Origin of the sequence: Sphingomonas arvum (assembly GCF_026013565.1) — a bacterium.
In the GTDB taxonomy this organism is placed as follows: domain Bacteria; phylum Pseudomonadota; class Alphaproteobacteria; order Sphingomonadales; family Sphingomonadaceae; genus Sphingomicrobium; species Sphingomicrobium arvum.
Genome location: NZ_JAPDOB010000001.1, coordinates 1,343,378 through 1,368,671, shown reverse-complemented (window position 1 = coordinate 1,368,671; position 25,294 = coordinate 1,343,378). Strand labels below are relative to the sequence as shown.

Annotated in this window: 24 protein-coding genes, 1 tRNA gene and 1 riboswitch; of the genes, 10 read left to right on the top strand and 15 right to left on the bottom strand. The window is 65.4% G+C overall.

What is annotated here, in order from left to right; all coding sequences use genetic code 11:
- The first annotated feature begins 62 nt into the window (after positions 1-62).
- From OMW55_RS06725 to hflX, 4 genes are read left to right on the top strand one after another with little or no spacing between them, the layout of a single operon-like run.
- Entirely contained in the window at positions 63-2,378 is a 2,316-nt protein-coding gene (locus tag OMW55_RS06725; RefSeq protein WP_264881763.1) for a sensor histidine kinase, read from the top strand.
- A 3-nt stretch (positions 2,379-2,381) separates the two neighbouring features.
- The gene (gene ntrX, locus OMW55_RS06720) at positions 2,382-3,767 is read left to right on the top strand and encodes a nitrogen assimilation response regulator NtrX (RefSeq protein ID WP_264881762.1); all 1,386 of its coding nucleotides are present in this window, start codon (positions 2,382-2,384) and stop codon (positions 3,765-3,767) included.
- Between the two features lie 16 nt (positions 3,768-3,783).
- Entirely contained in the window at positions 3,784-4,278 is a 495-nt protein-coding gene (gene hfq, locus OMW55_RS06715) for an RNA chaperone Hfq (RefSeq protein WP_264881761.1), read from the top strand.
- The gene (gene hflX / locus OMW55_RS06710; protein ID WP_264881760.1) at positions 4,275-5,579 is read left to right on the top strand and encodes a GTPase HflX; all 1,305 of its coding nucleotides are present in this window, start codon (positions 4,275-4,277) and stop codon (positions 5,577-5,579) included. The genes hfq and hflX overlap by 4 nt, the downstream gene beginning before the upstream one ends.
- On the opposite strand, the gene mazG is transcribed toward hflX, so the two are convergent.
- The 10 genes from mazG to OMW55_RS06660 form a co-directional block, all read right to left on the bottom strand.
- Positions 5,542-6,270 (bottom strand): nucleoside triphosphate pyrophosphohydrolase, encoded by a 729-nt coding sequence (gene mazG, locus OMW55_RS06705; protein WP_264881759.1) that lies wholly within the window; start codon positions 6,268-6,270, stop codon positions 5,542-5,544. The two genes, hflX and mazG, sit on opposite strands and share 38 nt — an antisense overlap.
- A 161-nt stretch (positions 6,271-6,431) precedes the next feature.
- The gene (locus OMW55_RS06700; protein ID WP_264881758.1) at positions 6,432-6,914 is read right to left on the bottom strand and encodes a retropepsin-like aspartic protease family protein; all 483 of its coding nucleotides are present in this window, start codon (positions 6,912-6,914) and stop codon (positions 6,432-6,434) included.
- A 127-nt stretch (positions 6,915-7,041) separates the two neighbouring features.
- Entirely contained in the window at positions 7,042-7,635 is a 594-nt protein-coding gene (locus OMW55_RS06695; protein WP_264881756.1) for a retropepsin-like aspartic protease family protein, read from the bottom strand.
- Positions 7,632-8,396, bottom strand: a complete 765-nt coding sequence (locus tag OMW55_RS06690) for an MBL fold metallo-hydrolase (RefSeq protein ID WP_264881755.1) — start codon at positions 8,394-8,396, stop codon at positions 7,632-7,634. The genes OMW55_RS06695 and OMW55_RS06690 overlap by 4 nt, the downstream gene beginning before the upstream one ends.
- Positions 8,393-9,163: a TatD family hydrolase gene (locus tag OMW55_RS06685; RefSeq protein WP_264881754.1), complete on the bottom strand. Its 771-nt coding sequence runs from the start codon at positions 9,161-9,163 to the stop codon at positions 8,393-8,395. Before OMW55_RS06685 ends, OMW55_RS06690 begins: the two co-directional genes overlap by 4 nt.
- A complete protein-coding gene (metG, locus tag OMW55_RS06680; protein WP_264881753.1) occupies positions 9,160-10,656 on the bottom strand; it encodes a methionine--tRNA ligase in 1,497 nt (498 codons plus the stop codon). Before metG ends, OMW55_RS06685 begins: the two co-directional genes overlap by 4 nt.
- Positions 10,657-10,666: 10 nt before the next feature.
- Complete coding sequence (locus OMW55_RS06675; protein ID WP_264881752.1) at positions 10,667-11,644, bottom strand: DNA polymerase III subunit delta'; 978 nt, start codon at positions 11,642-11,644, stop codon at positions 10,667-10,669.
- Entirely contained in the window at positions 11,641-12,261 is a 621-nt protein-coding gene (gene tmk / locus OMW55_RS06670; protein ID WP_264881751.1) for a dTMP kinase, read from the bottom strand. The genes OMW55_RS06675 and tmk overlap by 4 nt, the downstream gene beginning before the upstream one ends.
- Positions 12,258-13,436 (bottom strand): D-alanyl-D-alanine carboxypeptidase family protein, encoded by a 1,179-nt coding sequence (locus OMW55_RS06665; RefSeq protein WP_264881749.1) that lies wholly within the window; start codon positions 13,434-13,436, stop codon positions 12,258-12,260. The genes tmk and OMW55_RS06665 overlap by 4 nt, the downstream gene beginning before the upstream one ends.
- Before the next feature lie 76 nt (positions 13,437-13,512).
- Entirely contained in the window at positions 13,513-14,511 is a 999-nt protein-coding gene (locus OMW55_RS06660) for a lytic murein transglycosylase (RefSeq protein ID WP_264882035.1), read from the bottom strand.
- Between the two features lie 273 nt (positions 14,512-14,784).
- Between OMW55_RS06660 and OMW55_RS06655 the strand changes: the two genes are divergently transcribed.
- A tRNA-Ser gene (locus tag OMW55_RS06655) sits at positions 14,785-14,874 on the top strand.
- 66 nt (positions 14,875-14,940) lie between these two features.
- Positions 14,941-16,158, top strand: a complete 1,218-nt coding sequence (locus tag OMW55_RS06650) for an acyl-CoA dehydrogenase (protein WP_264881747.1) — start codon at positions 14,941-14,943, stop codon at positions 16,156-16,158.
- A gap of 7 nt (positions 16,159-16,165) precedes the next feature.
- On the opposite strand, the gene OMW55_RS06645 is transcribed toward OMW55_RS06650, so the two are convergent.
- Together OMW55_RS06645 and rpmE are read right to left on the bottom strand one after the other, a co-directional pair.
- Positions 16,166-16,702, bottom strand: a complete 537-nt coding sequence (locus OMW55_RS06645) for a GNAT family N-acetyltransferase (protein WP_264881746.1) — start codon at positions 16,700-16,702, stop codon at positions 16,166-16,168.
- A gap of 21 nt (positions 16,703-16,723) precedes the next feature.
- On the bottom strand, positions 16,724-16,954 hold the full coding sequence (gene rpmE, locus OMW55_RS06640; protein ID WP_264881745.1) for a 50S ribosomal protein L31: 231 nt from the start codon (positions 16,952-16,954) through the stop codon (positions 16,724-16,726).
- A 101-nt stretch (positions 16,955-17,055) separates the two neighbouring features.
- Positions 17,056-17,194: riboswitch (cobalamin riboswitch) on the top strand.
- 83 nt (positions 17,195-17,277) lie between these two features.
- On the opposite strand from rpmE, the gene OMW55_RS06635 reads away from it, so the two are divergent.
- Genes OMW55_RS06635 through OMW55_RS06620 form a run of 4 tightly spaced genes read left to right on the top strand, consistent with a single transcriptional unit; the run spans position 17,278 to position 21,506 of the window.
- Positions 17,278-19,125 (top strand): TonB-dependent receptor plug domain-containing protein, encoded by a 1,848-nt coding sequence (locus OMW55_RS06635; protein ID WP_264881743.1) that lies wholly within the window; start codon positions 17,278-17,280, stop codon positions 19,123-19,125.
- Positions 19,094-19,849, top strand: a complete 756-nt coding sequence (locus OMW55_RS06630; RefSeq protein ID WP_264881741.1) for a substrate-binding domain-containing protein — start codon at positions 19,094-19,096, stop codon at positions 19,847-19,849. The genes OMW55_RS06635 and OMW55_RS06630 overlap by 32 nt, the downstream gene beginning before the upstream one ends.
- Positions 19,846-20,802 (top strand): FecCD family ABC transporter permease, encoded by a 957-nt coding sequence (locus OMW55_RS06625; protein WP_264881739.1) that lies wholly within the window; start codon positions 19,846-19,848, stop codon positions 20,800-20,802. Before OMW55_RS06630 ends, OMW55_RS06625 begins: the two co-directional genes overlap by 4 nt.
- Entirely contained in the window at positions 20,799-21,506 is a 708-nt protein-coding gene (locus OMW55_RS06620; protein ID WP_264881738.1) for an ATP-binding cassette domain-containing protein, read from the top strand. The genes OMW55_RS06625 and OMW55_RS06620 overlap by 4 nt, the downstream gene beginning before the upstream one ends.
- On the opposite strand, the gene fabZ is transcribed toward OMW55_RS06620, so the two are convergent.
- The 3 genes from fabZ to bamA are packed head-to-tail and all read right to left on the bottom strand — an operon-like array spanning position 21,503 to position 25,227.
- Complete coding sequence (gene fabZ / locus OMW55_RS06615) at positions 21,503-21,982, bottom strand: 3-hydroxyacyl-ACP dehydratase FabZ (RefSeq protein ID WP_264881736.1); 480 nt, start codon at positions 21,980-21,982, stop codon at positions 21,503-21,505. The genes OMW55_RS06620 and fabZ overlap by 4 nt on opposite strands.
- A complete protein-coding gene (locus OMW55_RS06610) occupies positions 21,983-22,570 on the bottom strand; it encodes an OmpH family outer membrane protein (protein WP_264881735.1) in 588 nt (195 codons plus the stop codon).
- Positions 22,570-25,227: an outer membrane protein assembly factor BamA gene (gene bamA, locus OMW55_RS06605; protein ID WP_264881734.1), complete on the bottom strand. Its 2,658-nt coding sequence runs from the start codon at positions 25,225-25,227 to the stop codon at positions 22,570-22,572. The genes OMW55_RS06610 and bamA overlap by 1 nt, the downstream gene beginning before the upstream one ends.
- Positions 25,228-25,294: the final 67 nt, after the last annotated feature.

The following is a 25,294-nucleotide window of genomic DNA, read 5'->3' as shown; positions in this document are numbered from 1 at the left end:
GTTAACGTCGCCCACAACAACTGTGTTCTTTGTGCAACGGGGCCGTGCTAGAGCGGTTATTGATGGACGCCCGAACGACCGGTAGCAGCATCGAGCAGCAGCCGCCCAGCCTCCGCCGCTGGCTTGCCAAGGAGCGGGAGAACGGGCGCTTCTACCGAGTGTCGGAGCTGGTTGCCGCCTTTGTGCTGGTGGCCATGCTGGCGATAAGCTTCACCGTTCTGCGCGGCGGTGACCCGGGCTCGACCCTCAAGCCCCCGGTGATCGCACTCCTGCTGGTGGCCAATCTTATCCCCGCCATTGTCCTGATGGTGCTGTTCAGCCGCCGGCTGGCGCTTCGACGGGCGGAGCAGGGCGGACTCGGTACCGGCATGCTTCATACGCGGCTGGTGGCGATCTTCTCCGTTATCGCCGCGGTGCCGACCGTCCTTGTGGCGATCTTCGCCTCCTTGTTGTTCCAGGCCGGGCTCGAATTCTGGTTTTCCGACAAGGCCCGGGGCATGCTGGAGAACAGCGTTCAACTTGCCCGAGGCACCTACCAGCGGGAGGTGCAAACTGTCGCGGGCGAGACGACCACGATGGCTGAGGACCTGGTCGCGAAATACCTGCCGGTACTTTCGATCACCGACGCGCGCTTCGGAGACGCGTTCGCGCGCTATCAGGTCCTCCCGCGGGAACTGAGTGAAGCGACCATCTTCACCGCCGGCTCGGACGGAGTGATCCGCACGCTTGTCCTGGTGAACCCATACGACCGTCCGCTCGAGCGCGTCGTGACGGCAGCCAAGCTGGCCGAGCTCAAGGGCAAGCCTTGGGTGGAGGTGAGCAGTCCCGATCGGGTCGGCGTGCTCACCCGACTGAACTATGGACCTGACACCTACCTGTACGCCGCTCGCGTCTTCGATCCGGAATTTCGCGAGCAGATGGGCCGTGCCGACGACGTACTTAGCGATTATCAGGAACTGCTCGCCCGCAGCCGGATCAATCAACTGCGGTTCAACGCCGCGCTGCTGCTTGGCTCCCTCGTCATTGTTGGGCTGAGCATTCTCGGCGCGCTGAAGCTGGCCGACCGCTTGGTCCGACCGATGGGCGCGCTAGTCGATGCGGCCGGGCGGGTGGAGGAGGGGGACTTTACGGCGCGCGTGCCGATCCAGAAGTCCGACGACGAAATCGGCGTGCTAGCTGCGGCCTTCAACCGAATGACCGGCCGGCTGGAGGAACAGACCGGCGCGCTCAAGGCCGTGAATACCCAGCTGGACACCCGCCGCGCCTTCATCGAGGCCGTGCTGGGCAGCGTCACGGCCGGCGTCATCGCCCTCGACACGGACCGCCGAATCCTGCTGATCAACCGCTCGGCCAGCACGCTGCTTCAGCATGGGGAGCAGACCGCCGAGGGCCGGACGCTTGGCGCGCTGTCGGCCGAGCTTGAAGAGTTCCTGTGCGGCGACCAGCGCAACGCCGACGTCCTGGTTCGATCCGAACACGGCCAGCGTACCCTCGCCGTCAACCGGGTCCGTTACTCGGACGGTTACGTGCTCACATTCGACGACATCACTGACCAGCTAGCCGATCAGCGCCGGGCCGCCTGGTCCGACATCGCCCGGCGCATCGCGCACGAGATAAAGAATCCGCTTACGCCCATCCAGCTCGCGGCCGAGCGCCTGCAGCGCCGCTATGGCAAGGAAGTGCAGACTGACCCGGAGACCTTCGGCCGCCTGACCGAAACAATTGTTCGGCAGGTCGGCGACCTGCGCCGGATGGTCGACGAGTTTAGCAACTTCGCTCGCATGCCGAAGCCGGTGTTTCGCGACGAGAATGTGCATGACATCGCGCGAACCAGCCTGTTCCTGCACGAGGTGGCGCACCCGGGAATCAGCTTCGCACTCAACCCGCCGGCGGGTGACATCCGGATGATCTGCGACCGGCGGCAGCTGTCCCAGGCGCTGACTAACGTGGTCAAGAACGCGGTCGAGGCAATCGAGGCGCGCCGCAATCGGGGCGAGCATAGCCTGGAAGGCGACCGGGTCGCCCTTGCAATCCGCGACAGCGAGGACAGCCTTGTGCTCGACCTTACGGACACTGGGATCGGCCTGCCCGAGGAACGCGAACGCCTGACCGAACCATATATGACGACCCGGGTTCGGGGCACCGGTCTGGGCCTGGCGATCGTCAAGAAGATCGTTGAGGAGCATGGCGGCGAGATCGCCTTCCTCGACAGGGCCGGCGGCGGCACGCACGTCCGAATCGCATTCGACAAGCACCGCCTGGCCTTGCTGGCCGAGGCAGCGCGGACCACCGAGGAGACCGGCGAGGATGGCGTGGCGGCATCCGCGCACCAACGACGGGCGACCGATCCCCTTCGAGACGACGAGGAGCCAAAGTAGCTTATGGCGCTGGAAGTGCTGATTGTGGACGACGAAGCCGACATCCGCGAGCTCGTGGCGGGTGTCCTGGAAGACGAGGGCTATGCGGTTCGTTCCGCGGCCAACAGCACGGCCGCTCTGGACGCAATCGAGGAGCGCCGGCCCAGCCTGGCGCTGCTCGACGTGTGGCTGCAGGGGTCGCGGTTGGACGGCCTGCAGTTGCTGGAGGAGATCAAGCGGCGCGATCCGTCGCTTCCGGTGCTGATGATCAGCGGCCATGGCAATCTAGATACGGCCGTAGCGGCAATCCGCGAAGGCGCGATCGACTTCATCGAAAAGCCATTCGAGGCCGAGCGACTGCTCCACCTAGTCGGCCGGGCCACTGAAACCGACCGGTTGAGAAAGGAGAACGCCAGCCTGCGCGAGCGGGCCGGGCACGATGAGCAGCTCAACGGCTCGTCAGTCGCGATCAACACCGTCCGGGCTACGCTGAAGCGGGTCGCCCCGACGGGCAGCCGAGTGATGATCACCGGGCCGGCCGGCGTTGGCAAGGAAATCGCCGCACGCACCATCCACAGCTGGAGCACCCGCGCGATCGCGCCTTTCATCGTGGTTTCGGCTGCCATGATGGAACCTGAACGCGTCGAGGAAGAGTTGTTCGGGAGCGACGTGGACGGGCTCGCTCGGCCAGGTCTGCTGGAGCAGGCGCATGGCGGCACCCTGTTCTTGGACGAAATCGCGGACATGCCGCTGACCACGCAGGGCAAGATCCTGCGGGTGCTGACGGAGCAGAGCTTCACCCGCGTGGGCGGCTCGCGGCCGGTCAAGGTTGACGTTCGCGTCCTTTCTTCCACTGCCCGCAACCTGCAGGAGGAGATCGCCAATGGCCGTTTTCGTGAGGATCTATACTATCGTCTGAACGTCGTTCCGGTCCGCATCCCAGCGCTGCGGGAGCGACGAGAGGACATCGCCGAAATCGCTAGCCATTTCTTGGCCCGGTTTGCCGCCGAGCGCCGAGTGCCGGTACCGGCGCTGTCCGAAGAGGCGCTGGCTGCCCTCCAGGCCCACGATTGGCCCGGGAACGTCCGCCAATTGCGCAACATCATCGAGCGCACCGTGATCTTGGCTCCGACCGAGCGGCTCCAGCGCATCGAGGTGGACATGCTGCCGCCGGAGGTGCTGGACGGCGGAGGGTCGGCAGGCCTGAACAGCGCCACCCTGTCGATCATGGGTTCGCCGCTGCGGGAAGCGCGGGAAAGTTTCGAACGAGAATATCTACGCGTTCAAATCAGGCGCTTTTCCGGCAACATCTCCCGCACCGCGTCGTTCATCGGCATGGAACGTTCGGCACTCCACCGCAAACTCAAGGCCTTGGGTCTCGGGGACAAGGGAGCTCCTGTCGACGAATGAGGAAAGTGTCACAGATTTGGCCGATAAGCCATTAAGTCTCCAGGATCATTTCCTTAACAGCCTACGTCGCTCAAAGACTCCTGTGACCATTTTCCTGGTTAAGGGCGTCAAGCTGCAGGGCATCATCACGTGGTTCGATCCGTTCTCGCTGCTGTTGCGTCGGGATGGGATCAATCAATTGATCTACAAGCATGCCATGTCCACGATCCTGCCGGCCGACCCGCCGCAGGACCTCGACCTTGCAGCTTTCCAGGGCGCTCAGGCGCTCACAACGAAGACCACGTTGCAGGACCGCTTCCTGGCCGCCGCTACGCGCGCCGGTGAGACCATGACGGTATTCTTGGTCAATGGTGTAATGCTGCAAGGAGAAGTCGTGGCCTTCAATCGTTTCTCGATGCTGCTTGGGCGCGGTCGGCAGGTCCAGCTGGTCTACAAGCACGCCATTTCGACCATTCAGCCGCATGGTCCATTGCCACTGGGCGACGCGGACGATCAGGGAGACGGTAAGTGAGTGAGTTCAGCCTCTCGCGCGAAGAGGGCATAGCCCGTGGCGAGCGGGCGCTGGTGGTCCTTCCCGACCGCGGCGACGGCGGCAGCGGTGGTGCGCGGTCTGTTGAAGCGCGACTTGAGGAGGCTGAAGGCCTCGCGGAGGCCATCGGCATCGACGTGGTCGGTCGACGCGCGTTCCGCATCCGCCAGCCTCGTCCATCGACCCTGTTCGGCAAAGGCCAGGTGGAAGAGCTTGGCCGCCTCGCCGAGGAACATGAGGCCGGCTTGCTGGTGGTCGACGCGGGGCTGTCGCCCGTTCAGCAGAAGAGCCTGGAAGAGGGGACAAAGGCCAAGGTCATTGACCGCACCGGCCTGATCTTGGAGATATTTGGAGAGCGCGCCGCGACGGCGGAAGGACGCTTGCAGGTGGAGCTTGCCCATCTTGACTACCAGGCAGGTCGGCTGGTGCGCAGCTGGACCCACCTCGAAAGGCAACGCGGCGGCTTCGGCTTTCTTGGTGGGCCTGGTGAAACCCAGATCGAGGCGGACCGGCGGTTGATCCGGGATCGCATGGCGAAGATCCGGCGAGAGCTGGAGCAGGTTCGTCGGACTCGTGGCCTCCATCGTGATCGTCGCCAGCGCGCGCCCTGGCCCGTTATTGCACTCGTGGGCTACACCAATGCGGGCAAATCGACGCTGTTCAACCGGCTGACCCGGGCCGAGGTGTTCGCCGAGGACCTGCTGTTCGCCACGCTCGACCCAACCATGCGTGAGGTTGGGATCCCCGGCTTTGACAAGGCCATACTCTCCGACACGGTGGGCTTCGTGTCGAACCTGCCAACGGAACTGGTGGCGGCATTCAGGGCGACGCTGGAAGAGGTGAGTTCGGCAGACCTCATCCTCCACGTCCGCGACATCGCTCATCCGGACACGGACGCCCAGAAGGCTGACGTTGAAACGGTTCTGGCATCACTTGGGCTTGAGGAGGGGCAGGGGCCACCACGGCTCGAGCTATGGAACAAGCTGGACCTGCTCGCCGGGGACGAACGGAATGCTGTGCTGGCCGAGGCCGAGCGCCGCGACGACGTGTTTCCAATATCGGCCGTGACCGGGGAGAACATCGAGAGTCTTCGGGAGCAGATCGGCGCTCGCCTGAGCAAGGGCAACATCGTTCATCATATCCGCCTGCCTGCCAGCGAGGGCAGCAGACTCGCCTGGCTGCACAGTCGGGGCGAGGTCCTGGAGAGCCGCATGGATGGCGAATGTCTGGACCTTGCCGTCAGGCTCAGCCCAGAGAACTGGACCCGTTTTCAGTCGCTTTGACGGCCGCCCAAAGCTGTTCCTTCTGATCCAGAGTCATGGCGGCAAAACCTGGCTTGCCTTCGATCGCGCGAAAGCGACGCTCAAACTTGGCCGTAGCTTTTCGCAGCGCTTGTTCCGGCTCTAAGTTCAGGAGCCGTGCGAGGTTCACGGTGGCAAACAGCAGATCGCCGAGTTCTTCCTCGCGCGCCTCTGGTGCTGCGTCGTCGAGCTCCTGCAGCTCTTCGGCGACCTTGGCCCGCGCACCGCTTGGGTCCGGCCAGTCGAAACCGGTTCGGGCGGCGCGCTTCTGCACCTTCGCTGCCCGCTCCAGGGCCGGCAATGCCAGCGCGACGCCCGCCAGCGCACTCTGATCGGACTGGCTGGCGCGCTCTTCAGCCTTGATCTGCTCCCACAGATGGTGCCCGCCTTCGTCCGCCGCACCAAAGATGTGAGGATGCCGGCGCTCGAGCTTGTCGCTGATGCCGTTCAGCACGTCCGTCAATGTGAAGAGTCCTGCCTCGACGGCGATCTGCGCGTGGAACACGACCTGCAGTGCCAGGTCACCGAGTTCGGCCCGAAGCTCTTCGAGGTCGTTGCGCGCGATGGCATCCGCGACCTCGTAGGCTTCCTCAATGGTGTACGGCGCGATCGTCGCAAAGGTCTGGGCCACATCCCATTCGCAGCCGCGTTCGGGATCTCGCAGCCGCGCCATGACTGCAACCAGTCGGCGGAGCGCCTCCGACGCGTCCGGTTGCGCCGTCTGCTGTGATGGAGGGAGAGACAACGAGCCGCTCAAGCGTCGCAATCCAAAAGTATGATAATAGCCATTATGTAAAGTCCGTACTGGATCACCGCTGCTCGGTGCCGCCTAGCTCAAGCCTCAAGGATCAGCCAGCGACCTTCCACGCTCCAGCGTTTCAACGAAGACAACCAGTTCATCCCCAGCACGTTGATGTCATCGTTGCCGGCCACGAACATGCGAAAGTCGTGCCGGACAAGATCCTCAACGGCTAGCGTGTCCGCCTGCGCAACGGCGACCTTGATCACGCCGTTGCCCGTCCGCACCAACTGATCCCGTGCGGGCACCTTTGCGAGCCCCACTTCACCGGCCGTTACCAGATCCACGGTCGTCATCGTTGCGCCGCTATCGATCAGGAACTTGACCGGCACTCCGTTGACCTTCGCGTTCACCCAGAAGTGGCCATCGATTGCCATTGGAATGCGGATGGTCCGGCCAGCCTGGATCGGAGCTCCAGTCGCCTCTGACCTGAGGCGCTGGCCGACGTAGCCAAGGTCATCCCGAAAAGTGAACACCACAAACCCGGCAGCGAAGATGGTCACCCAGGCGATGGTCATCGCTACCGTTGTCCCGAACCGCCCCCGGCGGCTCATGAGGCTACCGGCCACAAGCATCAACGCCATCAGCAGATAAAGGCTACCCAGATGCAAGTCGTTGATCACCGGGCCAAGGTGGGACTGCCCATCAGGGTTGCAAGACGAGCGTGCGCCCTTCCGCGCGCCATCCGCGCAGGGACGAAAGGAAGTTCATGCCCAGGACGTTCAGCCCCGGCTGGTCGGCAATGAGCACTGGGAACTCGTCGCGGGCGATCGCGCCTATCCGCAAGGACCCATCGGCGCGGTGCATGACCACCGTGCCGTTGGCCGTCTCGACTTGAGCGACCCGCAGGCCCGGGGTGAGCGTAGCCCTCTCGGCCAGGTCCTTGCCGACCGTCGTGATGGACGCGCCGCTATCGACTAGGAAGTTGCTGCGGACACCGTTCACCTCCACCTGAACCCAGAAGTGCCCGTCGTCGCGCATCGGAATGCGGAGCTCGCCGCCGGGACCCGCGACGGCTTGCTGCTCGGTGCCCGTCACGGCGCCCTTGAGGCGCAAGCCGAGCTCCCGCCACTCGCCGCGGAACGCGACCAGGCTGAGCACCAGCGCGAAGATGCCGACCCAGGCCAAGCCCATCTGGGCCGTCTGCTTCAGCGGCAGCCGCCGGGCGGCCAGCGAACTTGCGAACACCATCAGCAGCAGCACGAGGTACAACGTGTTAGGCAGTTCGTCTCCGCTCACCAGCCAATCTCCAACCCGTCATGCGCCGGCGCCGCCCAGTCCGGCAGCTCGGCCGCAAGCTGGGCATAGTCCATGCTGTTGTCGAGGTGGCTGAGGTAGAGTTGGCCCACTCGAAGCTCCCGCGCCCAGCCGAGCACCGCATCGAGGTGCGCGTGGGTGGGATGCGGTCGTCGCCGCAGGCAATCGGCGACCCAGATGTCCACTCGGTCATAGAGTGACGTCATGGCCCGATTCATCGTGTGGAAGTCGATCGCGTAGGCGAGGCTCCTGCCGCCTTCGTCGATGCGCATGCCGAGGGAGGTTATGCGCCCGTGCGGCTGATCGCAGAAGCGAAGCCGCGCCTCTCCCAGTTGCCACTCCTCTTTGATTGGCTCCAACCGGGCGACAGCCGGGTAGAGCGCATTGCCGTGGAACAGGTAGCGGAAGCGCTCCTCGATGCGGTTCACCAGTTCTGGGCGCCCGAACACCGGCACCTGGTCGCCGCGATTATGCGCAACCTGCCGCAGGTCATCGATCCCATGCAGATGGTCCGCGTGATCGTGGGTGATGATCACCCGGTCGACCTCGCCGATTTCGGCCGCGTTCAGCTGCTCGCGCATGTCGGGGCCGCAATCGATCAGGATGCGTGTCCCGGCGACCTCCAGCAACGCAGCGGCGCGGCTTCGCTTGTTGCGCGGATCCGCAGGGTCGCAAGTGCCCCAGTCGTTCCCGAGCCGTGGGACGCCGGACGACGTTCCACAGCCAAGAACGCGAAGTTTCATGGCGCTGCCTTGTGGAACAGCCGAAAGAAATTCTCGGTGGTCCGGTCGGCAAGCTGCGCCGAGTCCACGCCGCGCAGGTCCGCCACGAAGGCTGCCGTGTCGGCCACAAAGGCGGGCTCGCAGGTTTTGCCGCGGTTCGGCACCGGCGCCAGGAAGGGCGAGTCCGTTTCCACCAGCAGCTTGTCGTCTGGCACGACTTTCGCCGTGTCCTGCAGGTCGCGAGCGTTCCTGAAGGTGACGATGCCGGACAGCGAGATGAAGTAGCCGAGCGCCAGCCCCTGCTCCGCCAGCCAGCGCGAACCCGTGAAACAGTGCAGGACGCCGGTCACGCCCGGTGCGTCGCGCAGGATGGCGACCGTATCCTCTTCGGCGTCGCGGGTGTGGATGACGACCGGCAGCCCGGTTTGCGCCGCCGCTTGAAGATGCGCCCGGAAACGCTCCTGCTGCGCGCCGCGGTCCGACTTGTCGTAATGGTAGTCGAGCCCGCACTCACCCAGGGCTACGACGCGGGGATGAGCGGCGGCCGAGACCAGCGCGTCGACCCCGAGGTCCGGGTGCTGGTCGGCTTCGTGCGGATGGACGCCAATCGCGGCCCATACGTCCGGGTGCCGCTCGGCTGCCGAGACAACGTTTTGCCACTCGCGCTGCCGGGTCGAGATATTCAGGAAACCGCCGACGCCGCGGGCGCGCGCTCGATCGAGCACGCCGGCCTCATCCTCGACCAGGCCCGGATAGTTGAGGTGGCAATGGCTGTCGATCAGCGTCACGCCCCCGGCTCCAGCTCCAGCCGTGGAAACAGGGGCTGGGGAGCCGCCAGGCGGCCCGCCTCCCTGCCCTCGGCCAGATAGGCCAGCAGGCGCTCGGCCGATTGGGGAATGATAGGGACGACCGCGCCCGTGAGCTGCTCCACGGCGGCGGCAAGCGTGCCGAGCACCGCGGCCATGCGCGCCGGATCGGTCTTGCGGAGGGCCCATGGCGCCTGAGCGTCGACGTAAGCGTTGCCGGCGAAGACCGCGCTCATCCAAGCGTCCAGCCCGCCGCTGAAGTCCAGCGCGTCGAACCGTTCCCGCGTGACGAGCAGGGCATCGCGCACCTGGGCCAACAGCGCCTGGTCCGGGGGGTCTTCTCCGGCCGAGGGAACAACGCCGTCCAAGTTCTTGACGATCATGGAGAAGGTGCGCTGCGCCAGGTTGCCGAAGCTGTTCGCCAGCTCTGCGTTGCAGCGGGTGACGATCGCCTCGTCGGAATAGCTTCCGTCCTGTCCGAAGCTGATCTCCCGCATGAGGAAGTAGCGCAGGGCATCGGTGCCGAACCGCCGTGCCATCTCAAGCGGATCAACGACGTTCCCCGCGCTCTTGGACATCTTCTCGCCGCGCAGCAGCACGTGGCCGTGCCCGAACACCTGCCGCGGCAGCTCGATTCCGGCGCTCATCAGGAAGGCCGGCCAGTAGACCGCGTGGAAGCGGACCACGTCCTTGCCGATCAGGTGGATGTCGGCCGGCCAATACCGCTCCCAGCGCTCGCCGCCGTCGGGATAGCCGACGCCCGTGATGTAGTTGGTCAGGGCGTCAAGCCAGACGTACATGACGTGGCCCGGGCTGTCCGGAACCGGCACGCCCCAGTCGAAGCTGGTCCGGCTGACGGACAGATCCTGCAGGCCGCCTTCCACGAAGCGCAGCACCTCGTTGCGGCGGCTTTCGGGACGAATGAAGTCGGGCCGCTCGGCATAGAGCGCGAGCAGGCGGTCCTGATATGCCGAGAGCCGAAAAAACCAGCTTTCCTCGACGGTCCACTCCACGGGCGTGCCCTGCGGCGAGAGCTTCAGGCCGCCTTCGGCCGCCGTCAGCTCGGCTTCCTCGTAGAAGGCCTCGTCCCGAACCGAATACCAGCCCTCGTAGCGGCCCAGGTACAGGTCGCCCTGGTCCGCCATCGCGCGCCAGATCGCCTGGCTGGCCTTGTGGTGCGCTGGCTCAGTGGTGCGGATGAACCGATCATAGGAAATGTTGAGAAGCTCATCCATCTCCTTGAAAATGGAGACCATTCGGTCCGCCATCTCGATCGGTTCCACGCCTTCCGAGCGAGCGGCCTGGGCCATCTTGAGGCCATGCTCGTCGGTGCCGGTCTGGAAGAAGACGTTGCGGCCCTGCGTCCGCTGGAAACGGGCGATCACGTCCGCGGCGATCGCTTCGTAGGCGTGCCCGATGTGCGGGCGGCCGTTCGGATAGTTGATCGCGGTGGTGATGTAGAAGGGCTTGGACATTGCGCCCGCCCTACCCGCCTCGCTCCTCCCCGGCAACGGAGGCGAGAATGGTGCCGAGCTGGAACAGCGTGGCGCCCGGATCCAAGGAGTGGCGCGGCGCAAACGCCGTGACGTCGCGCACCTGCTCATAGGCTTTCAGCGCCCGCCGACGGCGCCCCCCGTCCGTGCCGCGCGCGTGATCGGCGACGATCGCCGGGAGCAGTTCGAGGAACGCGGCATAACGCGGAGCAGCCGCCTTGCCACTGAGCGCCTGCGCCAAGCGGGAGCGATGCAGGTTGGACGGGTCTCCGTCGCGCATCATGGCGGTCGCGTCCGCCTGGAGCGGAGCGAGGTCGAGCTCGGCAAAGGCGAGTGCGCGCCCGACGCTGCCGCGAGCGAGCGGCACCAGCGCGGCGCGCTCCCCTCCGCACGATTCGGGAAGCGCTTGGGCTAGAGCTGCCGTCATCGCGTCCTCGGAAAGCGGACCGAAGTTCAACAGCCGGCAACGCGAGCGGATGGTCGGCAGCAGGCGGCCGGGCGAATGGCTCACCAGAAAGAAGATGCTCCGCCCCGGCGGCTCCTCGAGCATCTTGAGTAGGGCATTGGCGCCGGACGGCTCTAGGTCGTCCACGCTGTCGACCACCACGGCGCGCCAGTCCGATAGCGCGGGTTGCAGCGCAAAGAAGTCGATCAGCTTGCGGACTTGCGCGATGGTTATGTTCCGCCGCAGGTCGCCTTTGTCGTTCTCCTCGCGCTGCAGCCTGCGGAAGTCGGGATGGCTGCCGGCGGCGAACAGGCGCGCCACCGGGTGCTCGGCGGGCGTCTCCAGTTCCGGCGAAGCGACCGCCGGCCCCGCCGCTTGGGCGAGGATCCGCTGAGCAGCCTGGGTGGCGAACAGGTTCTTGCCGACCCCACGCGGGCCGGCAAGGAGCCAGGCATGGTGAATGGCGCCGCTGTCGAGCGCGGAGCGGAAGGCCGCCACCTCCGCGTCATGCCCGAACAACCTCACAGCAGGTCGCCCAATGCTGTCAGCAATCGACCGGTCACGCTGGTGGTAGCACCGGCGGCATCGACCAGCCGCACGCGGCCCGGTTCTTCGCGCGCGACTTGCCGGAACGCTCCCTCGACCGCTAGGTGATAGGCGTTCGAACGTCCACCGATGCGATCGCTTTCGCCGCGGTCACGCAACCGGGCCCGTTCCACTCCCTCGGCGAGAAGCAGAACAAGCGTCCGGTCCGGCAAGAAGTCCTCGCTCCCGAAGCGATGCAGCGCCCGTACCTGGGAGATGCCGAGACCTCCCGCGCCTCCCTGGTAGGCAAGGCTCGAATCCAGGAAGCGGTCGGATAAGACCCAGCGCCCCGCCGCGAGCGCCGGCCGGATGGTCTTCTCCACGTGATCCGCCCGGGCCGCGGCGAACAACAGCGCTTCCGCCCGCATGCTCCAGCGGTCGCCCGCACCGCTCAGCAGCAGGCTGCGGATTGCCTCGGCACCCGGGCTGCCTCCGGGCTCGCGCGTGACAAGCACGTCCTTGCCCCGGTGCCGCAGCGCTTCGGCCAGCGCCGTGACCTGGGTCGACTTGCCAACACCCTCCCCGCCTTCCAGCGAGATGAAGCGGCCTGTGCTCAAGCCATCCCCAGCATCTGCTTCAGCCCGGCCCAGAACCGGCCTAGAAAGCCAGCTTCCTCGACGGCTTCGGCCGCGACCAGCGGGGTTTGCTGCACGGTGCCGTCCGGCAGCGTGACCACCAGCTGTGCTACCTGCTGCCCCTTAGCGATCGGTGCCTTGAGCGGCCCGTCATAGCGGATCTTCAGCCGGGGATCACCGACGGCCAGACCGGCCGGGAAGGTGATGGCGATCGCCTTGGGCGCAATCAGACCGACGGTGCCCTCGCTACCCAGCTGCACCTGCGCATCGCCGACCTTCGCGTTGGCGGCGTATAGCGGCTTGGTCTGCCAGGCATTGAAGCCCCAGTTCATCAGCTTGGTCGATTCCGAGATCCGAGCATTGAAGCTGTCGAGCCCGGCAATGACCATGATCAGCCGGCGCCCGTTCTGCTCGGCCGAGCCGGTGAAGCCGTAGCCGGCCTCTTCCGTGTGGCCGGTTTTAAGACCGTCTGCGCCCGGGATCTTGCCCAGAATCGGGTTGCGGTTGGCCTGGGTGATGTCCTGGCCAGAACCCAGAGTCTTGCCCCAGGTGAAGCTCGGCTGCCCGTAAAACTGCTTGTAGAGCTTCGGGTGGCGCTCGATCGACGCCCGCGCAAGCCCGGCCAGGTCGCGCGCGGTCACGTAGGTGACGCCCTCGTCCGGCCAGCCGTTGGCATTGCCGAAGTGGCTGTTCTTCAGGCCCAACTTCTGCGCCAATGCATTCATCTGACCGGCGAAGGCCTGCTCCGTGCCCGCGATGCACTCCGCCAGCACGACAGAGGCATCATTGCCGGACAGGGTCACAATACCGTGAAGCAGGTTTTCGACGCTGACCTGCTCGTTCACGCTGAGGAACATGGTGGAGCCGGCCTGCGGGCCATGCCAGCGCTGCCACGTTTCCGGCCGGACCGTGCACATCTTGGACAGCGGCAGCTTGCCCTGGTCGATCAGCTCGAACGCCACTTCCGTGGTCATCATCTTGGCCATGGAGGCCGGCGGCATGCGCACGTCGGCGTTCTTGTTGAGCAGCTCGGCACCCGATGACAGGTCGAGCAGGTAAGCGACCTTAGCCGGCGTATCGAACGGCGGCGCCGCGGCGGGCGCAGCCGTCGCGAGGAGGCCAGTGGCGGAAGTAGCAAGCAGCAGGGATCGGATCATCGGATTCGCAGTCGGCTCCAGGTGGAGGCGCCTGAGTAGCGCGGCACATCGCCCCGGGCGAGTGGGCAAACTGCCACTATCGGCCGACGATTGTATCTCCGAGCACACCCACGGAGAGCGCGTAGAAATTGGAGCAGTTATAATCGAGGATCGCTCGGTAGTTGGTGCTGAGCAGATAAGCGGTGGCGCCCTGCCCATCCGGCTCGATCAGCGTCGCCAGCTCGTTCTCGGGCAGGCTGCGTCCAAGGGGTGTGACCCCAAGCGACCGCCATTCCCGCACCGTCAGCCAACGGCTGTGTCGCGCGTAGACCGCCGGGCAGCGCGGCGCGACCACGGCCGACCGCACGGCCGCACGGTTGAAGGTCGGCGCGACCCGTACCGGCACGCCCCAGTGCACGTTGGGCTTCCAGCCCGCATCGCGCAGGTAGGCGGCAATGGAGGCCAGTGCATCGGCCTCGCTGTTCCAGATGTCGGCGGTGCCGTTACCGTCCCCATCGGTCCGCAGTCGCAGCACGACCGACGGCATGAACTGCGGATAGCCAGTCGCGCCGGCCCAACTGCCCTTCAGGCGCGAGCGCGGCACTCCTTGGTCGAGCAGCTGGAGCGAAGCGACGAACTCCTCTTCGAAGAAGCTTCGCCGCCGGCCTTCATAGGCCAGGGTGGCCAGCACTTGCGGTAGGTCGAACCCGCCCGTCACGCGGCCGTAACTGGTCTCATGCCCGTAGATGGCCATGAGCACGAGCGGCTCGACGCCGAACCGTCGCTCTATGTTGGTCAGGAACGCGTAGTTGGCGGCATAACGAGCGGCCCCGCGGGTAATCAGATCGTCGGTGACATGCTTGCGCCGGTAGGGCGCGAACGGCGGGATCGCATTCGGATTGTTGACCTGCCCAGGCTGGGCGCGGTCTAACTCAATGACGCGCGAGTTCAGGGTGAGGTATGGCACCACTGCCTGGATGGTCGCTTCTCGCACGCCCGCCGCGCGGGCCCGCGCGGCGAGCGTCTGGCGATAGCTGTCGAAGCCACCGGTCGGGGCTGGCGTGACCGTCGGCGTGGCTGGAGGCTGATAGCGCACCGGTGGCGGCGGTGCAGTGACCGGCTTGGCCGGGGCGGCCTGCCTGGTCGGCTGATCGGGCAAGGGCGCCAGCGGGTCGCGTTGCGCACTTGCCGGCGTAAGCGCGAGGGCGCTCAGGCACAATGCGCCGATCGTCACCCTGCTTGCCACGCTGCTGTACCCCTCCCGAACCATGCCGCTTGAACGAACGAGGCGGCGCACCCGTTTCAACCCCGCTTGCACGAGCAGGGCCTGTGAGACTAGGCGGTGCACGCTGAACCGAGCCTCACGCAAGGATGGGTGGCCGAGTGGTTTAAGGCAGCGGTCTTGAAAACCGCCGTGGGTGCAAGCTCACCGTGGGTTCGAATCCCACCCCATCCGCCAGGCCGGCTCATGCGACGCCGTCACGAGGGGTGGCGCGGGACGGCCCTTGGCGGTATTGGCGCGTGCATGCTGAAGCCTGTCGACCCCGCCCTCGCGCATGAGCCCTCCTTGCTGCCATTCGACTGGCAGGACCCGTTCGGTCTGGACGAGCAGCTGACCGATGAGGAGCGGCTGGTCCGCGACACGGCCGAGGGTTTCGCCAAGGAGAAGCTGCAACCTCGGATCACCGAAGCTTTCCTGGAGGAGACCTTCGACCGCGAGATCCTACGCGAAATGGGTCAGCTCGGCCTGCTCGGCGCCACCATCCCGACTGAATACGGCGGTGCTGGGCTCGGCTATGTCTCATACGGCCTGATCGCCCGGGCAGTGGAGCGGGTCGACAGCGGCTATCGCTCAGTGATGAGCGTCCAGAGCTCGCTCGTGATGTACCCGATCTTCGCGTATGGCTCCGAGCAACAGCGCCGTAAGTACCTGCCGGGTTTGGCCAGCGGCGAGCTGGTCGGCTGCTTCGGCCTGACCGAGCCTGACGCTGGCTCCGATCCGGGGGGCATGCGGACGCGGGCCGAAAAGATCGAAGGCGGCTATCGAATCGCTGGCGCCAAAATGTGGATCTCCAACTCACCGATTGCGGACGTGTTCGTGATCTGGGCCAAGTCGGACGCTCATGACGGCAAGATCCGCGGCTTCGTGCTCGAGAAGGGCATGCCGGGCCTGTCGGCCCCGCAGGTGAAACAGAAACTATCCCTGCGCTCCTCGATCACCGGCGAAGTCGTGATGGACGGGGTCGAGGTCGGCGAGGACGCGCTGCTGCCGAACGTGGAGGGCCTGAAGGGCCCGTTTGGCTGCCTTAACCGCGCCCGCTTCGGCATCGGCTGGGGCAGCATGGGTGCAGCCGAGGCGTGCTTTGCGGCCGCCCGACAGTACACGCTCGACCGCCACCAGTTCGGCCGACCGCTCGCTGCAACCCAACTCGTCCAGCTGAAGCTCGCCAACATGGTGACCGAGATCACGCTGGGACTGCAGGCGGCGCTGCGGGTGGGTCGGCGCCTCGAGGACGGCGAGCTGATCCCCGAGACGATCAGCCTCATCAAGCGCAACAATGTCGGCAAGGCGCTGGAGATCGCCCGCGTCGCCCGCGACATGCACGGCGGCAACGGGATCAGCGCCGAATACCAGGTAATGCGCCACCTGCTGAACCTGGAGACGGTCAACACCTACGAAGGCACGCACGACGTCCATGCGCTGATCCTCGGCCGCGCCATCACCGGTCTGAGCGCCTTTTAGAGGCGCGTCAGCTCCATGCCGGCCGTCGCAGGACGGCGGTCGGCCCATGGTAGTCGACTTCGGTCACCCGTTCGAACCCGAGCTTGTCCGCAAGGCGAAAACTCGCCTCGTTCGCCGTTGCGATGATGGCCCAAATCGGCGTGGGAGCGAGCTCGACCTCGGCCCAGTCGAGCACCGCCCGGCACGCTTCGTAGGCCAGGCCGGTGCCGTGCGTGTCCGTCGCCATGATCCAACCCATTTCAGGCTCATCACCGAACTGCGGTTCGAACTCGCGCCAGGCGTTGAACAAGCCGACGTTGCCGACCAGCCGGCTATCCGACCGGCGCTCGACCGCCAGGGTGCCGAAACCTGCCATCGTCCAGCCGCCGTTCGCCGCGCAAATCCGCCGCCAGCATTCTTCCTGTCCCATTGGTTCGGGACCGAAGTGCCGGTGAACCGCCGGCTCGCGCATGATCTCATGATATGGGCGGAAATCCTCTTTCCGCCACGCCCGCAAACGCAAACGCTCGGTCTCCAGCAAAGGAGCCGAGCGCTGCTTGGTCATGCGAGAAACTAAGCCCGGAGCTTACTTTTTGCCGAGCGTCAGGCCGCCAAAGCGCTTGTTGAAGCGCGCCACCTGACCGCCCTGGTCGAGCACGCGGGTGTTGCCGCCGGTCCATGCCGGATGCACCTTCGGATCGATGTCGAGGTGCAGCGTGTCCCCTTCCTTGCCCCAAGTCGACCGGGTCTGGAACTTGGTCCCGTCCGTCATCTCGACGGTGATGAAGTGGTAGTCGGGGTGACCTTCGCTCTTCATGGAATCATCCTTCGCTGATGGCTGGTTCCGACCAGCCTCGAGTGGTTGGCGGCCCCTTAGAGTAGCGCCCCCAGCTTGACAAGTTCGGCGGCCAGGATGACACGGCGGCACAGGAGAAGGGTCCGGCGGTCACGGCCGCCGGTTCGCAGAGGAAGCCGGTTTCAAGCCGGCGCTGTGCCCGCAACTGTAGCCCCGGCCCAACCGGGAAAGTCAGACACTCGCCCTCCTCCGTCGTCCGTTCCTCGCCCGGGCCCAGGCGCAGAACGTGGGTGCTGCACCCTCCGTGACGACGCCTGTGTGTCGCTCACGAGAGGAGTTCTTGCGTGCCTTTGCTCACTTCCGACCTGCCCGCAGCACCTGCCGGGCCGGCCATTGTCGTCACTGCCGAACGGGCACCCACCGCACGCGATCGGACGGCTGCAACCGTCAGCGTCATCGACCGCCAAGCTCTGGACCGACTCGGCGAGCCGTTGCTGACCAACATCGTCCGCCTGTTCCCATCCACCGCCGTCGCACAATCAGGACCGGCCGGGTCGATCACCGAAGTTCGCATCCGGGGTGCCGAAGCGAACCATACGCTGCTGTTTGTGGACGGAATCCGCGCCAACGACCCAGCAGCCGGTAACGCGCCGCGCTTCGAGTTGCTTGGGGCAGACCTGGCCGACCGGCTAGAGCTGGTCCGGGGCCCGCAATCGGCCTTGTGGGGCTCTGAAGCGATCGGCGGCGTGCTCGCACTGACGTCGGACCAGTCGAACGACTTCAATGCAGGTGCCGAGGCGGGATCGTTCGGTTTCGCACGGCTGTCTGGGCGCGGCTCCGTGGCGATGGACACTGTTCAAGCCAGCTTCGCCGGCGGGTACCAACGCGCGACCGGCATCGACAGCTTCGGCGCGCCGGGTGGGGACCGGGATGGCTATCGCAACCTAGCGCTGCGAACGCGCGTGAACTGGAACCCTGCAAGCCCCCTTACGCTCGGCCTCACTGGCTTCCTGGTTCGCGGACGATCAGAATATGACGGTTATCAGGATTTCGTCCGGGCAGACACCGGGGACGTTACGCGCAACCGCCTCGCCGCGATCGGCGTGGATGGGCGCTGGACGGGAAGTGACTGGACCGTCCGTGCGGGTGGCTCGCTGCTCCGGTCGGCCAACCGAAATTTGCTTGATGGTGCCATTGTCAATCGCACCGCAGGCGCTCGCACAACGATCTCGGGCCAGCTTGAACGCGCGGTGAGCACCGGCACTGTCTCTCACCGCTTGATTGTCGCCCTCGACGGCGATGGCGAGCGGTTCAAGGCGGCCGATGCCGGGTACGGCGGTGCTACGGACCAAAATCGCAACCGGCTCCACCGTGCAGTGACCGGCGAGTGGCGGGCAGAATGGCGGGCGCTGGTCACGGACCTTTCGGTGCGCCGCGATATCTTCAACCGCTTCAAGGATGCGACAACTCTGCGCGGCTCCGTTCTCGTCAGCCTCGATCGCGATTGGAGCGCAACGGCATCGTACGGGCAAGGCATCGCGCAGCCCACCTTCTTCGACCTTTACGGTTTCTTTCCGGCCAGCTTCATCGGCAATCCCACGCTGCGGCCCGAGAAGTCCCGCGGCGTCGAGGCCGGGCTGCGCTACACCCGAGGGCCGCTGCGCGCCTCGGCCACGATCTATCGCCAGCGTCTCACCGATGAAATCGTCGACGTTTTCCTCCTGGATTTTCGTTCGACAACGGACAACGCGGCTGGCGTCAGCCGCCGCGCAGGGCTTGAAGTAGACGGCGGCTGGCAACTCTCCCCTGGCCTGCGGGTCAGCGCTAACTATGCCTTCTTGAGGGCCAGTGAGCGGCGCTCGGCGAGTGACGCGACAGTCCGTGAATTGCGCCGGCCCAGACACAGCGGCAGCATCGCGCTTGACGGCAGAGCGAGACGCTGGAGCTACGGTGCCAGCATGGCATTGGTGGGCGACCGTCGAGACACGGACTTCGACGTATTCCCGGCCCAGACCGTTACCCTTGACAGCTATCTGCTGGCTGCCGCCCGGTTGGCCTTTCATCTCGACCAGCGCTTCGAACTGTTCGGGCGCGTCGCCAACGCGTTCAACCAGCGTTACCAGGATGTGGTCGGCTACCGCACGGAAGGGAGAAGCGCCTATGCCGGTATTCGCGCTCGCCTCGGCAGCTAGCACTGCGATCCGGGCGGCATCGCTCAACCTCTGCACGGATGAGTATCTTCTGTTGCTCGCCCGCCCCGACCAGATCGCAAGCGTGAGCTACCTGGCTGCGGAACCGTCCGAGTCCGTGCTGTGGCGTAGAACCGCAGGCATCCTCCGCAACCGCGGAACGCTGGAAAGCGCGCTGCCAGCGCGACCCAACCTCGTGCTAACGATGGGGGGCGGTGGAAGAGCTACTGCCGCTCTCGCAGCCCGCCTCGGGCTCAAGGTCATCGACCTGAGCTACCCGGCGTCGCTCCGCGACATAAGAAAGCAGGCCCTTGTGGTCGCACAAGCTATGGGCGCCTCGGACAGAGCCCAAGTTCTGATCGGCAAGATTGACGCGCTGCAGGCGAGCCGTCCTTCTCAACGGGCGGACGCCGCATTTCTGGCCGGCGCCGGTAACAGCCTCGACCCGTCTTCGCTGGGCGCTCAGTGGCTAGATCTTGCTGGCTACCGCCAACGCACCTTGCCGCGTGGACGGGTCGATCTGGAACTGCTCGCAACGAATCCACCCAAATGGCTAATCCGCAGCAGCTATCGGTCTGGCCAATGGAGCCGAAGCCAAGCTTGGCTGGACCATCCTTTGGTTCGTCGGCTGCGTCCACGAACAATTCGGACCGACGGCCGTCCGTGGACCTGCGCGGGGCTGCCGATGATTGCGGAGGTCGAACGGCTGCGGAGGTTTCCGCATTGAAGCGGGGGCTGTTCCTTGCTGGTGTGACGGTCGCGGCGCTGGGGCTGCTGACGCCATGGGCGCCAATGAGCCATCTGCTCCACTCGGACCCAGCGGTCGCACGCCTGCTGCTGGTGGAATTGCGCCTGCCACGCGTGCTGCTCGGTCTGGGATATGGCGCGACCTTGGGTCTCACCGGTGCTGCCCTGCAGGCGATCTTCGCCAATCCCCTCGCCTCGCCTGACATCACCGGCAGCAGCAGCGGCGCAGCTCTCGGGGCCGTCCTGGGCGGCTACTACCTGGGTCTCGCCGGCCCATTGGAGCTGGCTGCATGCGGCGCCACTGGAGCGCTGCTCTCCCTTCTGATCCTGCTCGGCTTGGCCGGACGTCGGGCGGATAGCAGCAGTCTTCTGCTCGCAGGTCTGGCGATCAGCCTCGCGGCCGGCGCGCTGACCAGCCTGGCCCTCGCACTCGCGCCCTCTCCCTTCGCCTTCTACGACGCGTTCGACTGGCTGATGGGAAGCCTGGACGACCGCAGCCTGCCGCAGGCCGCAGCGGCCTTGATCCCGGCCGCACTCGCCGGAATATGGCTGGCCCGGCAGACTGCCACCTTGGACCGACTCGCACTGGGCGAGGACGTGCTGGCCGCGCTTGGACACGATCCCGGGCGCCTGCGAAACGGGATCATCGTCGCCAGCGCAGTCGCGGTCGGGGCCTGCGTGTCGGTGTGTGGCGCCGTCGGCTTCGTTGGCCTGATCGCTCCTATTGCCGCGCGCCGGCTGACGCGAGGGCATCCCGGGCAGGCACTCGTCCCCGCAGGCCTCATCGGCGCCGTACTGCTGTCAGGCGGCGACCTGCTGGCCAGGCTCGCCCCGGTCGGTCGAACCATACCGCTCGGCGTCATCACGGCGGCGGTAGGCACTCCCATCTTTCTTTGGGTCCTGCTCAGGATGCGCTGGCGGCTCACCTCATGAAGCCGTTGCTCGTCGCAACCAGCCTGAGCATGGGCGAGAGGCTAGCCCCACTGGATCTGAGCCTGTCGGCGGGAACGCTGACCGCGGCCATCGGCCCAAACGGCAGCGGCAAGACCAGCCTGCTCCGCAGCCTTGCCCGTATCGATCGACCAGGCGGTGCGGTATCGATTATGGATGAAGACCTCGACAGCGTGCCGCCCGCGCGGCGACCGGCGCTCCTCGGCTTCCTTCCTGCTGCACGTGAGATGATTTGGCCGATCGCGGTTCGCGACCTCGTTGGCCTCGGTCTCGCGCAGCCCGACGAACGCCGGGTGGCGGACCTGCTCCGCGAACTGGAGCTCGACGAGCTTGCAGATCGGCCAGCCGACCGACTTTCTACCGGCGAACGAGCACGCGCCTTGCTCGCGCGGGCCTTGGCGCCACGCCCTGCCGTCCTGCTACTGGACGAACCGTTGTCGAACCTCGATCCCTATTGGGTCGTGACGATCCTGCAGTTGCTCCGCGACGCTGCGGAAGCAGGTGCGGCCGTGCTGCTCTCGCTGCACGACCTGCACCTGCTGGACACATTCGACCGTGTCCTGATGCTCAACGCGGGGCAATTGGTCGAAGATGGTCCACCCAAGCAGATCCTCCACGGACCCAGCTTAGCTGACACGTTCCGAGTTGAGGCCAGCGGGCCGCGCTGGCGGCTGCGCCGGGCTTAACCTGCCGCGGGAGGGTCGGCGATCATGGCCGTGAAGTTGGCCTCCGCAGCCAGCTTGCCGTCGATCAGCGCTCTGCCGGCGAACTTGCACACGCTACTGCGCTTCTGCAGGAATTCGACTTCGAGTGTCAGAAGGCAGCCGGGCTCGACGGGCGTGCGGAACTTCGCACCATCAATCGCCATGAAGTAGACCAGCTTGCCCGAGCCCGCGAGGCCGAGACTTTCTACCGCGAGTACGCCGGCGGCTTGCGCCAGCGCCTCAACGATCAGCACGCCCGGCATAATTGGCCGGCCGGGAAAATGACCCGCGAAGAAGCCTTCATTGATCGTCACTGCTTTGATTGCAGTGATGCTCTTGTCCGGCTCGAGCCGCTCGACTCGGTCGACCAGCAACATCGGGTAACGGTGCGGCAGCGCGGCCATGACCGCACGAACGTCGAGCGTCCTGGCGCCGCCCTCGCTGCCGCCTACCGTCATTTAACGGCCCTGCTGCCGGGGCTGCTGGGTCTGCGGCAGCGGCGTGACGCTGACCGACGGGAGCTGCTGGTTGAGCTGCGCAAGGACGTCGTTGGTGATGTCCACCGTCTGCGCTGCGAACATGACGTCACCCTTCGCCAGGGTCACGGTTGCGCCGCGGGAAGCGGATAGCGAGGCCACAATGGTGTTCAGCCGCGAGCCGATCTGCTGGTTGACGTTGGCCTGGGTTGAGGCAAGCCGCTGCTGACCGGTCGCCAATTCCTGCTGCGCTGAGCGCTCCTGGTTCTGGTAGTCAGTAATCCGCTTCTGCAGGGCGGCATCGGGTTGCTTGCCGTTTAGGGCCGCCGCGGCCTGCTCGATCGGCGTGCGTGCGGTCTGGAGCTGCTGCTGCAAGGCAGCGGCACGGTTGCGTAGCGTAGTTTCCTGGCTTTGCAGTTGGCTCGCGGCAGCCCGGCAGGCCGTGCACTCACGACCGATGCGGTCCGTGTCGACCACCGCCACCACGGCCGCCGGGATCCGCTGCGCCTGCGCGGCTGCGGGCACGAACGCACTGGCGGCGACGGCCGCGAGAAGAAGCTTGGTCTTCATCAGAATTGGGTTCCTACGTTGAACGAAAACAGCTTGGTATCGTCACCTTCCTGCTTGAGCAGGGCCTTGGCGATGTCGATGCGCAGGGGGCCAAACGGAGAGACCCAGTTGAACCCGATGCCGACCGACAGACGCGGCTTGATCGAGTCGCCCAGATATTCTTCCTGATAGCCATTGACGCGGGTTTCGGTTGTCGTGTCGCACTGCCGCTGAGCGGCTGGCGTGCTCGCGTCGATAGTCCGGACCAGCACGCCGGTCGTCGTATTGAAGCACCTTGCGAAATAATTGTTCAGCGTGGGTCGCTTCAGGCTGAAAACGGAGCCCATGTCGACGTAAGCCGACGGCCGGATGCCCAGGCTGCGCAGGCCGGAGCTGGTCGGGAACTCAAGCTCGACCCGGCCCATGTAGTAGGCCCGCCCGCCCAGCGCGTCCGTGACGCTGCCGGCGTCGCTGAGGGTCTCGTCCGAATTGTATGACGTGCGCCGAATCCGCGGTCCAATGCCGCGGATGTCGAAGCCGCGCAGCTGCTGGCCAAAGAAACGGTCCGTGATCCGCACGGCATCGACGCCGGCTCGCGGCGACTTCTCCAGCGGGTGGATATAGCCGCCCTCCGCATGCGCCGAGAGGACAAAGCCGCCGAACGGGTTCCAGTACTTGGTCGCGTCGGCCCGGGTGCGGATGTAGCGGGTGTCGCCGCCGAGGCCGGCGAAGTCCTGCCCGAACACCAGCCGCTGTCCGCGGGTCGCCCGAATGCCGTTGGTGTTGTCGAACACCGCCGTATAGCCGAGCGAACTGGTCAACCGCCTGCCGAGCTGGTCGCAGAGGTACTGGCCAGCCTTGGCGGGATCGCACTCCACCACGCCATCCGCATTGAGGTCCGTGTAGAAGGTGCTCTTGTCCAAGGTCAGATTGTCCTGGACCAAAGAGTAACGCGTCCCAAAGGTCAGGAACTCATTAACCGGGAAGCCGAGCCGCAGGCCGCCGCCCGTCGACAGCTGGCTGTAAGTGGTGTTGCGAGTATTCCCGACATAGTTGAAGCTGTTGTAATCGCGGCGGAAGATGTCACCGCCAAACAGGATCGGCTTGTCGAGGAAATAAGGCTCTGTGAACCCCAATTGGACGGACTTGGAATAACGCGACCAATTGACGCCCGCGTTGAGGATCTGACCCATGCCGCGAAAATTGCTCTGCTCGACATTCGCCGAAAGGATAAACCGCTCCAGGCTAGAGTAGCCGGCCGACAGGGACAGCTGTCCGGTCGATTTCTCTTCCACGTCCAACCCAAGGGCGACCCGGTCGGGCGCAACCTGGGTCTGCTTGATCTCCAGCTTGTCCTGGAAGAAGCCTAGGCTCTGGACCCGGTCCTGGGTGCGCTTCACCTTAAGTGCATTGAAGGCATCGCCCTCGTTCACACGGAACTCGCGGCGGATGACCTTATCGCGAGTGTTGGTGTTGCCGCGAATATCAATCCGGTCCACGTAGACGCGCGGCGTCTCGTTCACCCGGAAGGTGATATCCATCGTCTTCGCGTCGGCGTTGCGCTCGTAGTTCGGTTCGATGTCGGAGAAGGCGTAGCCAAGCGCACCCGCGGCTTCCTCCAGGCGGGTGACAGCGTCCTCAACCGCTTTCGCGTTGAACCACTCGCCACTCCTGAGCTGTGTCAGCGCATCGATGGTCTTCGTGTCGAAGTCGCGCAGCGCCGATTCGGAGCTAACGTTGCCGAACTTGTAGCGCGGCCCTTCCTCGACCACGTAGGTGATGACGAAATCCTGCCGGTCGGGCGTCAGCTCAGCCAGAGCCGATACTACCCGGAAATCGGCATAGCCTTGCGTAAGGTAGAAGGCGCGCAGCTTTTGCTGGTCGGCTGCGAGGCGGTCCGGGTCGTAGCTGTCATTGGACTTAAGAAAACCCAGAAAGCCGCCGGCCTGGCGCGTGTACATCTCCTTGCGCAGGCGATCGTCGCCATACTGGTTGTTGCCGATGATGTTGATTGCGCGAACCTTAGAAACCGGCCCTTCGCTGATCTCAAATACCAGGTCGACTCGGTTCTGGTCGAGCTGCACGACCTTCGGCTCGACGCGCGCTGCGAAGCGTCCCTGCCGCTTGTAGAGTTCGATGATCCGCTCGACGTCTGAACGCACCTTAGACCGGGTGAAGATCTGCCGGGGAGAAAGCTTGATCTCGGGCGTGATCTTGTCGTCCTTGATCCGCTTGTTGCCCTCCAGGACGATACGGTTGATCACCGGGTTCTCGCGAATGGCGATGACCAGATTACCAGTGTCCGCGCCCTCAATCTGCGCATCGGCGAACAGCTCGGTAGCGTACAGATCCTTGATCGCCTGATCGAGCGTCTCGGCATCGTAGTTCTGCCCCGGCGCCAGGTTGGCGTAGGAACGAACCGTCTCAGGCTCCAACCGCTCGGCGCCGCGTACAGATACGGAGCGGACTACCCGCTGGGTCGCCACGGGAGCCGGCGTAGTCGCTCCGGGCTGAGTTGTCCCGGGCTGCGCTGCGGTGGCCGGGGCCGGCGGGGCTGGAACCGAAGGCGCGGCAGTGCTTTGAGCAAAAGCGGGCCCGGCCCAACCACCGAGAATGGTTCCGATCAGCAGCGCCGCGCCAAGTCGCCGGCTGGTGGTCAGATGTGCATTGGCAATCACGCGCGTCCCCGCTTCTCATAAATTGAAGACACCGCTGCCCCGGGCGGTGGTTGTTTATGGTCGCCTG

Coding starts and splice junctions, on each gene's coding strand:
- OMW55_RS06725 (WP_264881763.1), top strand. CDS start 63: ATGGACGCCCGAACGACCGGTAGCAGCATCGAGCAGCAGCCGCCCAGC.
- ntrX (WP_264881762.1), top strand. CDS start 2,382: ATGGCGCTGGAAGTGCTGATTGTGGACGACGAAGCCGACATCCGCGAG.
- mazG (WP_264881759.1), bottom strand. CDS start 6,270: ATGGCGCGGCTGCGAGATCCCGAACGCGGCTGCGAATGGGATGTGGCC.
- OMW55_RS06700 (WP_264881758.1), bottom strand. CDS start 6,914: ATGACCATCGCCTGGGTGACCATCTTCGCTGCCGGGTTTGTGGTGTTC.
- OMW55_RS06690 (WP_264881755.1), bottom strand. CDS start 8,396: ATGAAACTTCGCGTTCTTGGCTGTGGAACGTCGTCCGGCGTCCCACGG.
- metG (WP_264881753.1), bottom strand. CDS start 10,656: ATGTCCAAGCCCTTCTACATCACCACCGCGATCAACTATCCGAACGGC.
- OMW55_RS06665 (WP_264881749.1), bottom strand. CDS start 13,436: ATGATCCGATCCCTGCTGCTTGCTACTTCCGCCACTGGCCTCCTCGCG.
- OMW55_RS06650 (WP_264881747.1), top strand. CDS start 14,941: ATGCTGAAGCCTGTCGACCCCGCCCTCGCGCATGAGCCCTCCTTGCTG.
- OMW55_RS06645 (WP_264881746.1), bottom strand. CDS start 16,702: ATGACCAAGCAGCGCTCGGCTCCTTTGCTGGAGACCGAGCGTTTGCGT.
- rpmE (WP_264881745.1), bottom strand. CDS start 16,954: ATGAAGAGCGAAGGTCACCCCGACTACCACTTCATCACCGTCGAGATG.
- OMW55_RS06630 (WP_264881741.1), top strand. CDS start 19,094: ATGCCGGTATTCGCGCTCGCCTCGGCAGCTAGCACTGCGATCCGGGCG.
- OMW55_RS06620 (WP_264881738.1), top strand. CDS start 20,799: ATGAAGCCGTTGCTCGTCGCAACCAGCCTGAGCATGGGCGAGAGGCTA.
- fabZ (WP_264881736.1), bottom strand. CDS start 21,982: ATGACGGTAGGCGGCAGCGAGGGCGGCGCCAGGACGCTCGACGTTCGT.
- OMW55_RS06610 (WP_264881735.1), bottom strand. CDS start 22,570: ATGAAGACCAAGCTTCTTCTCGCGGCCGTCGCCGCCAGTGCGTTCGTG.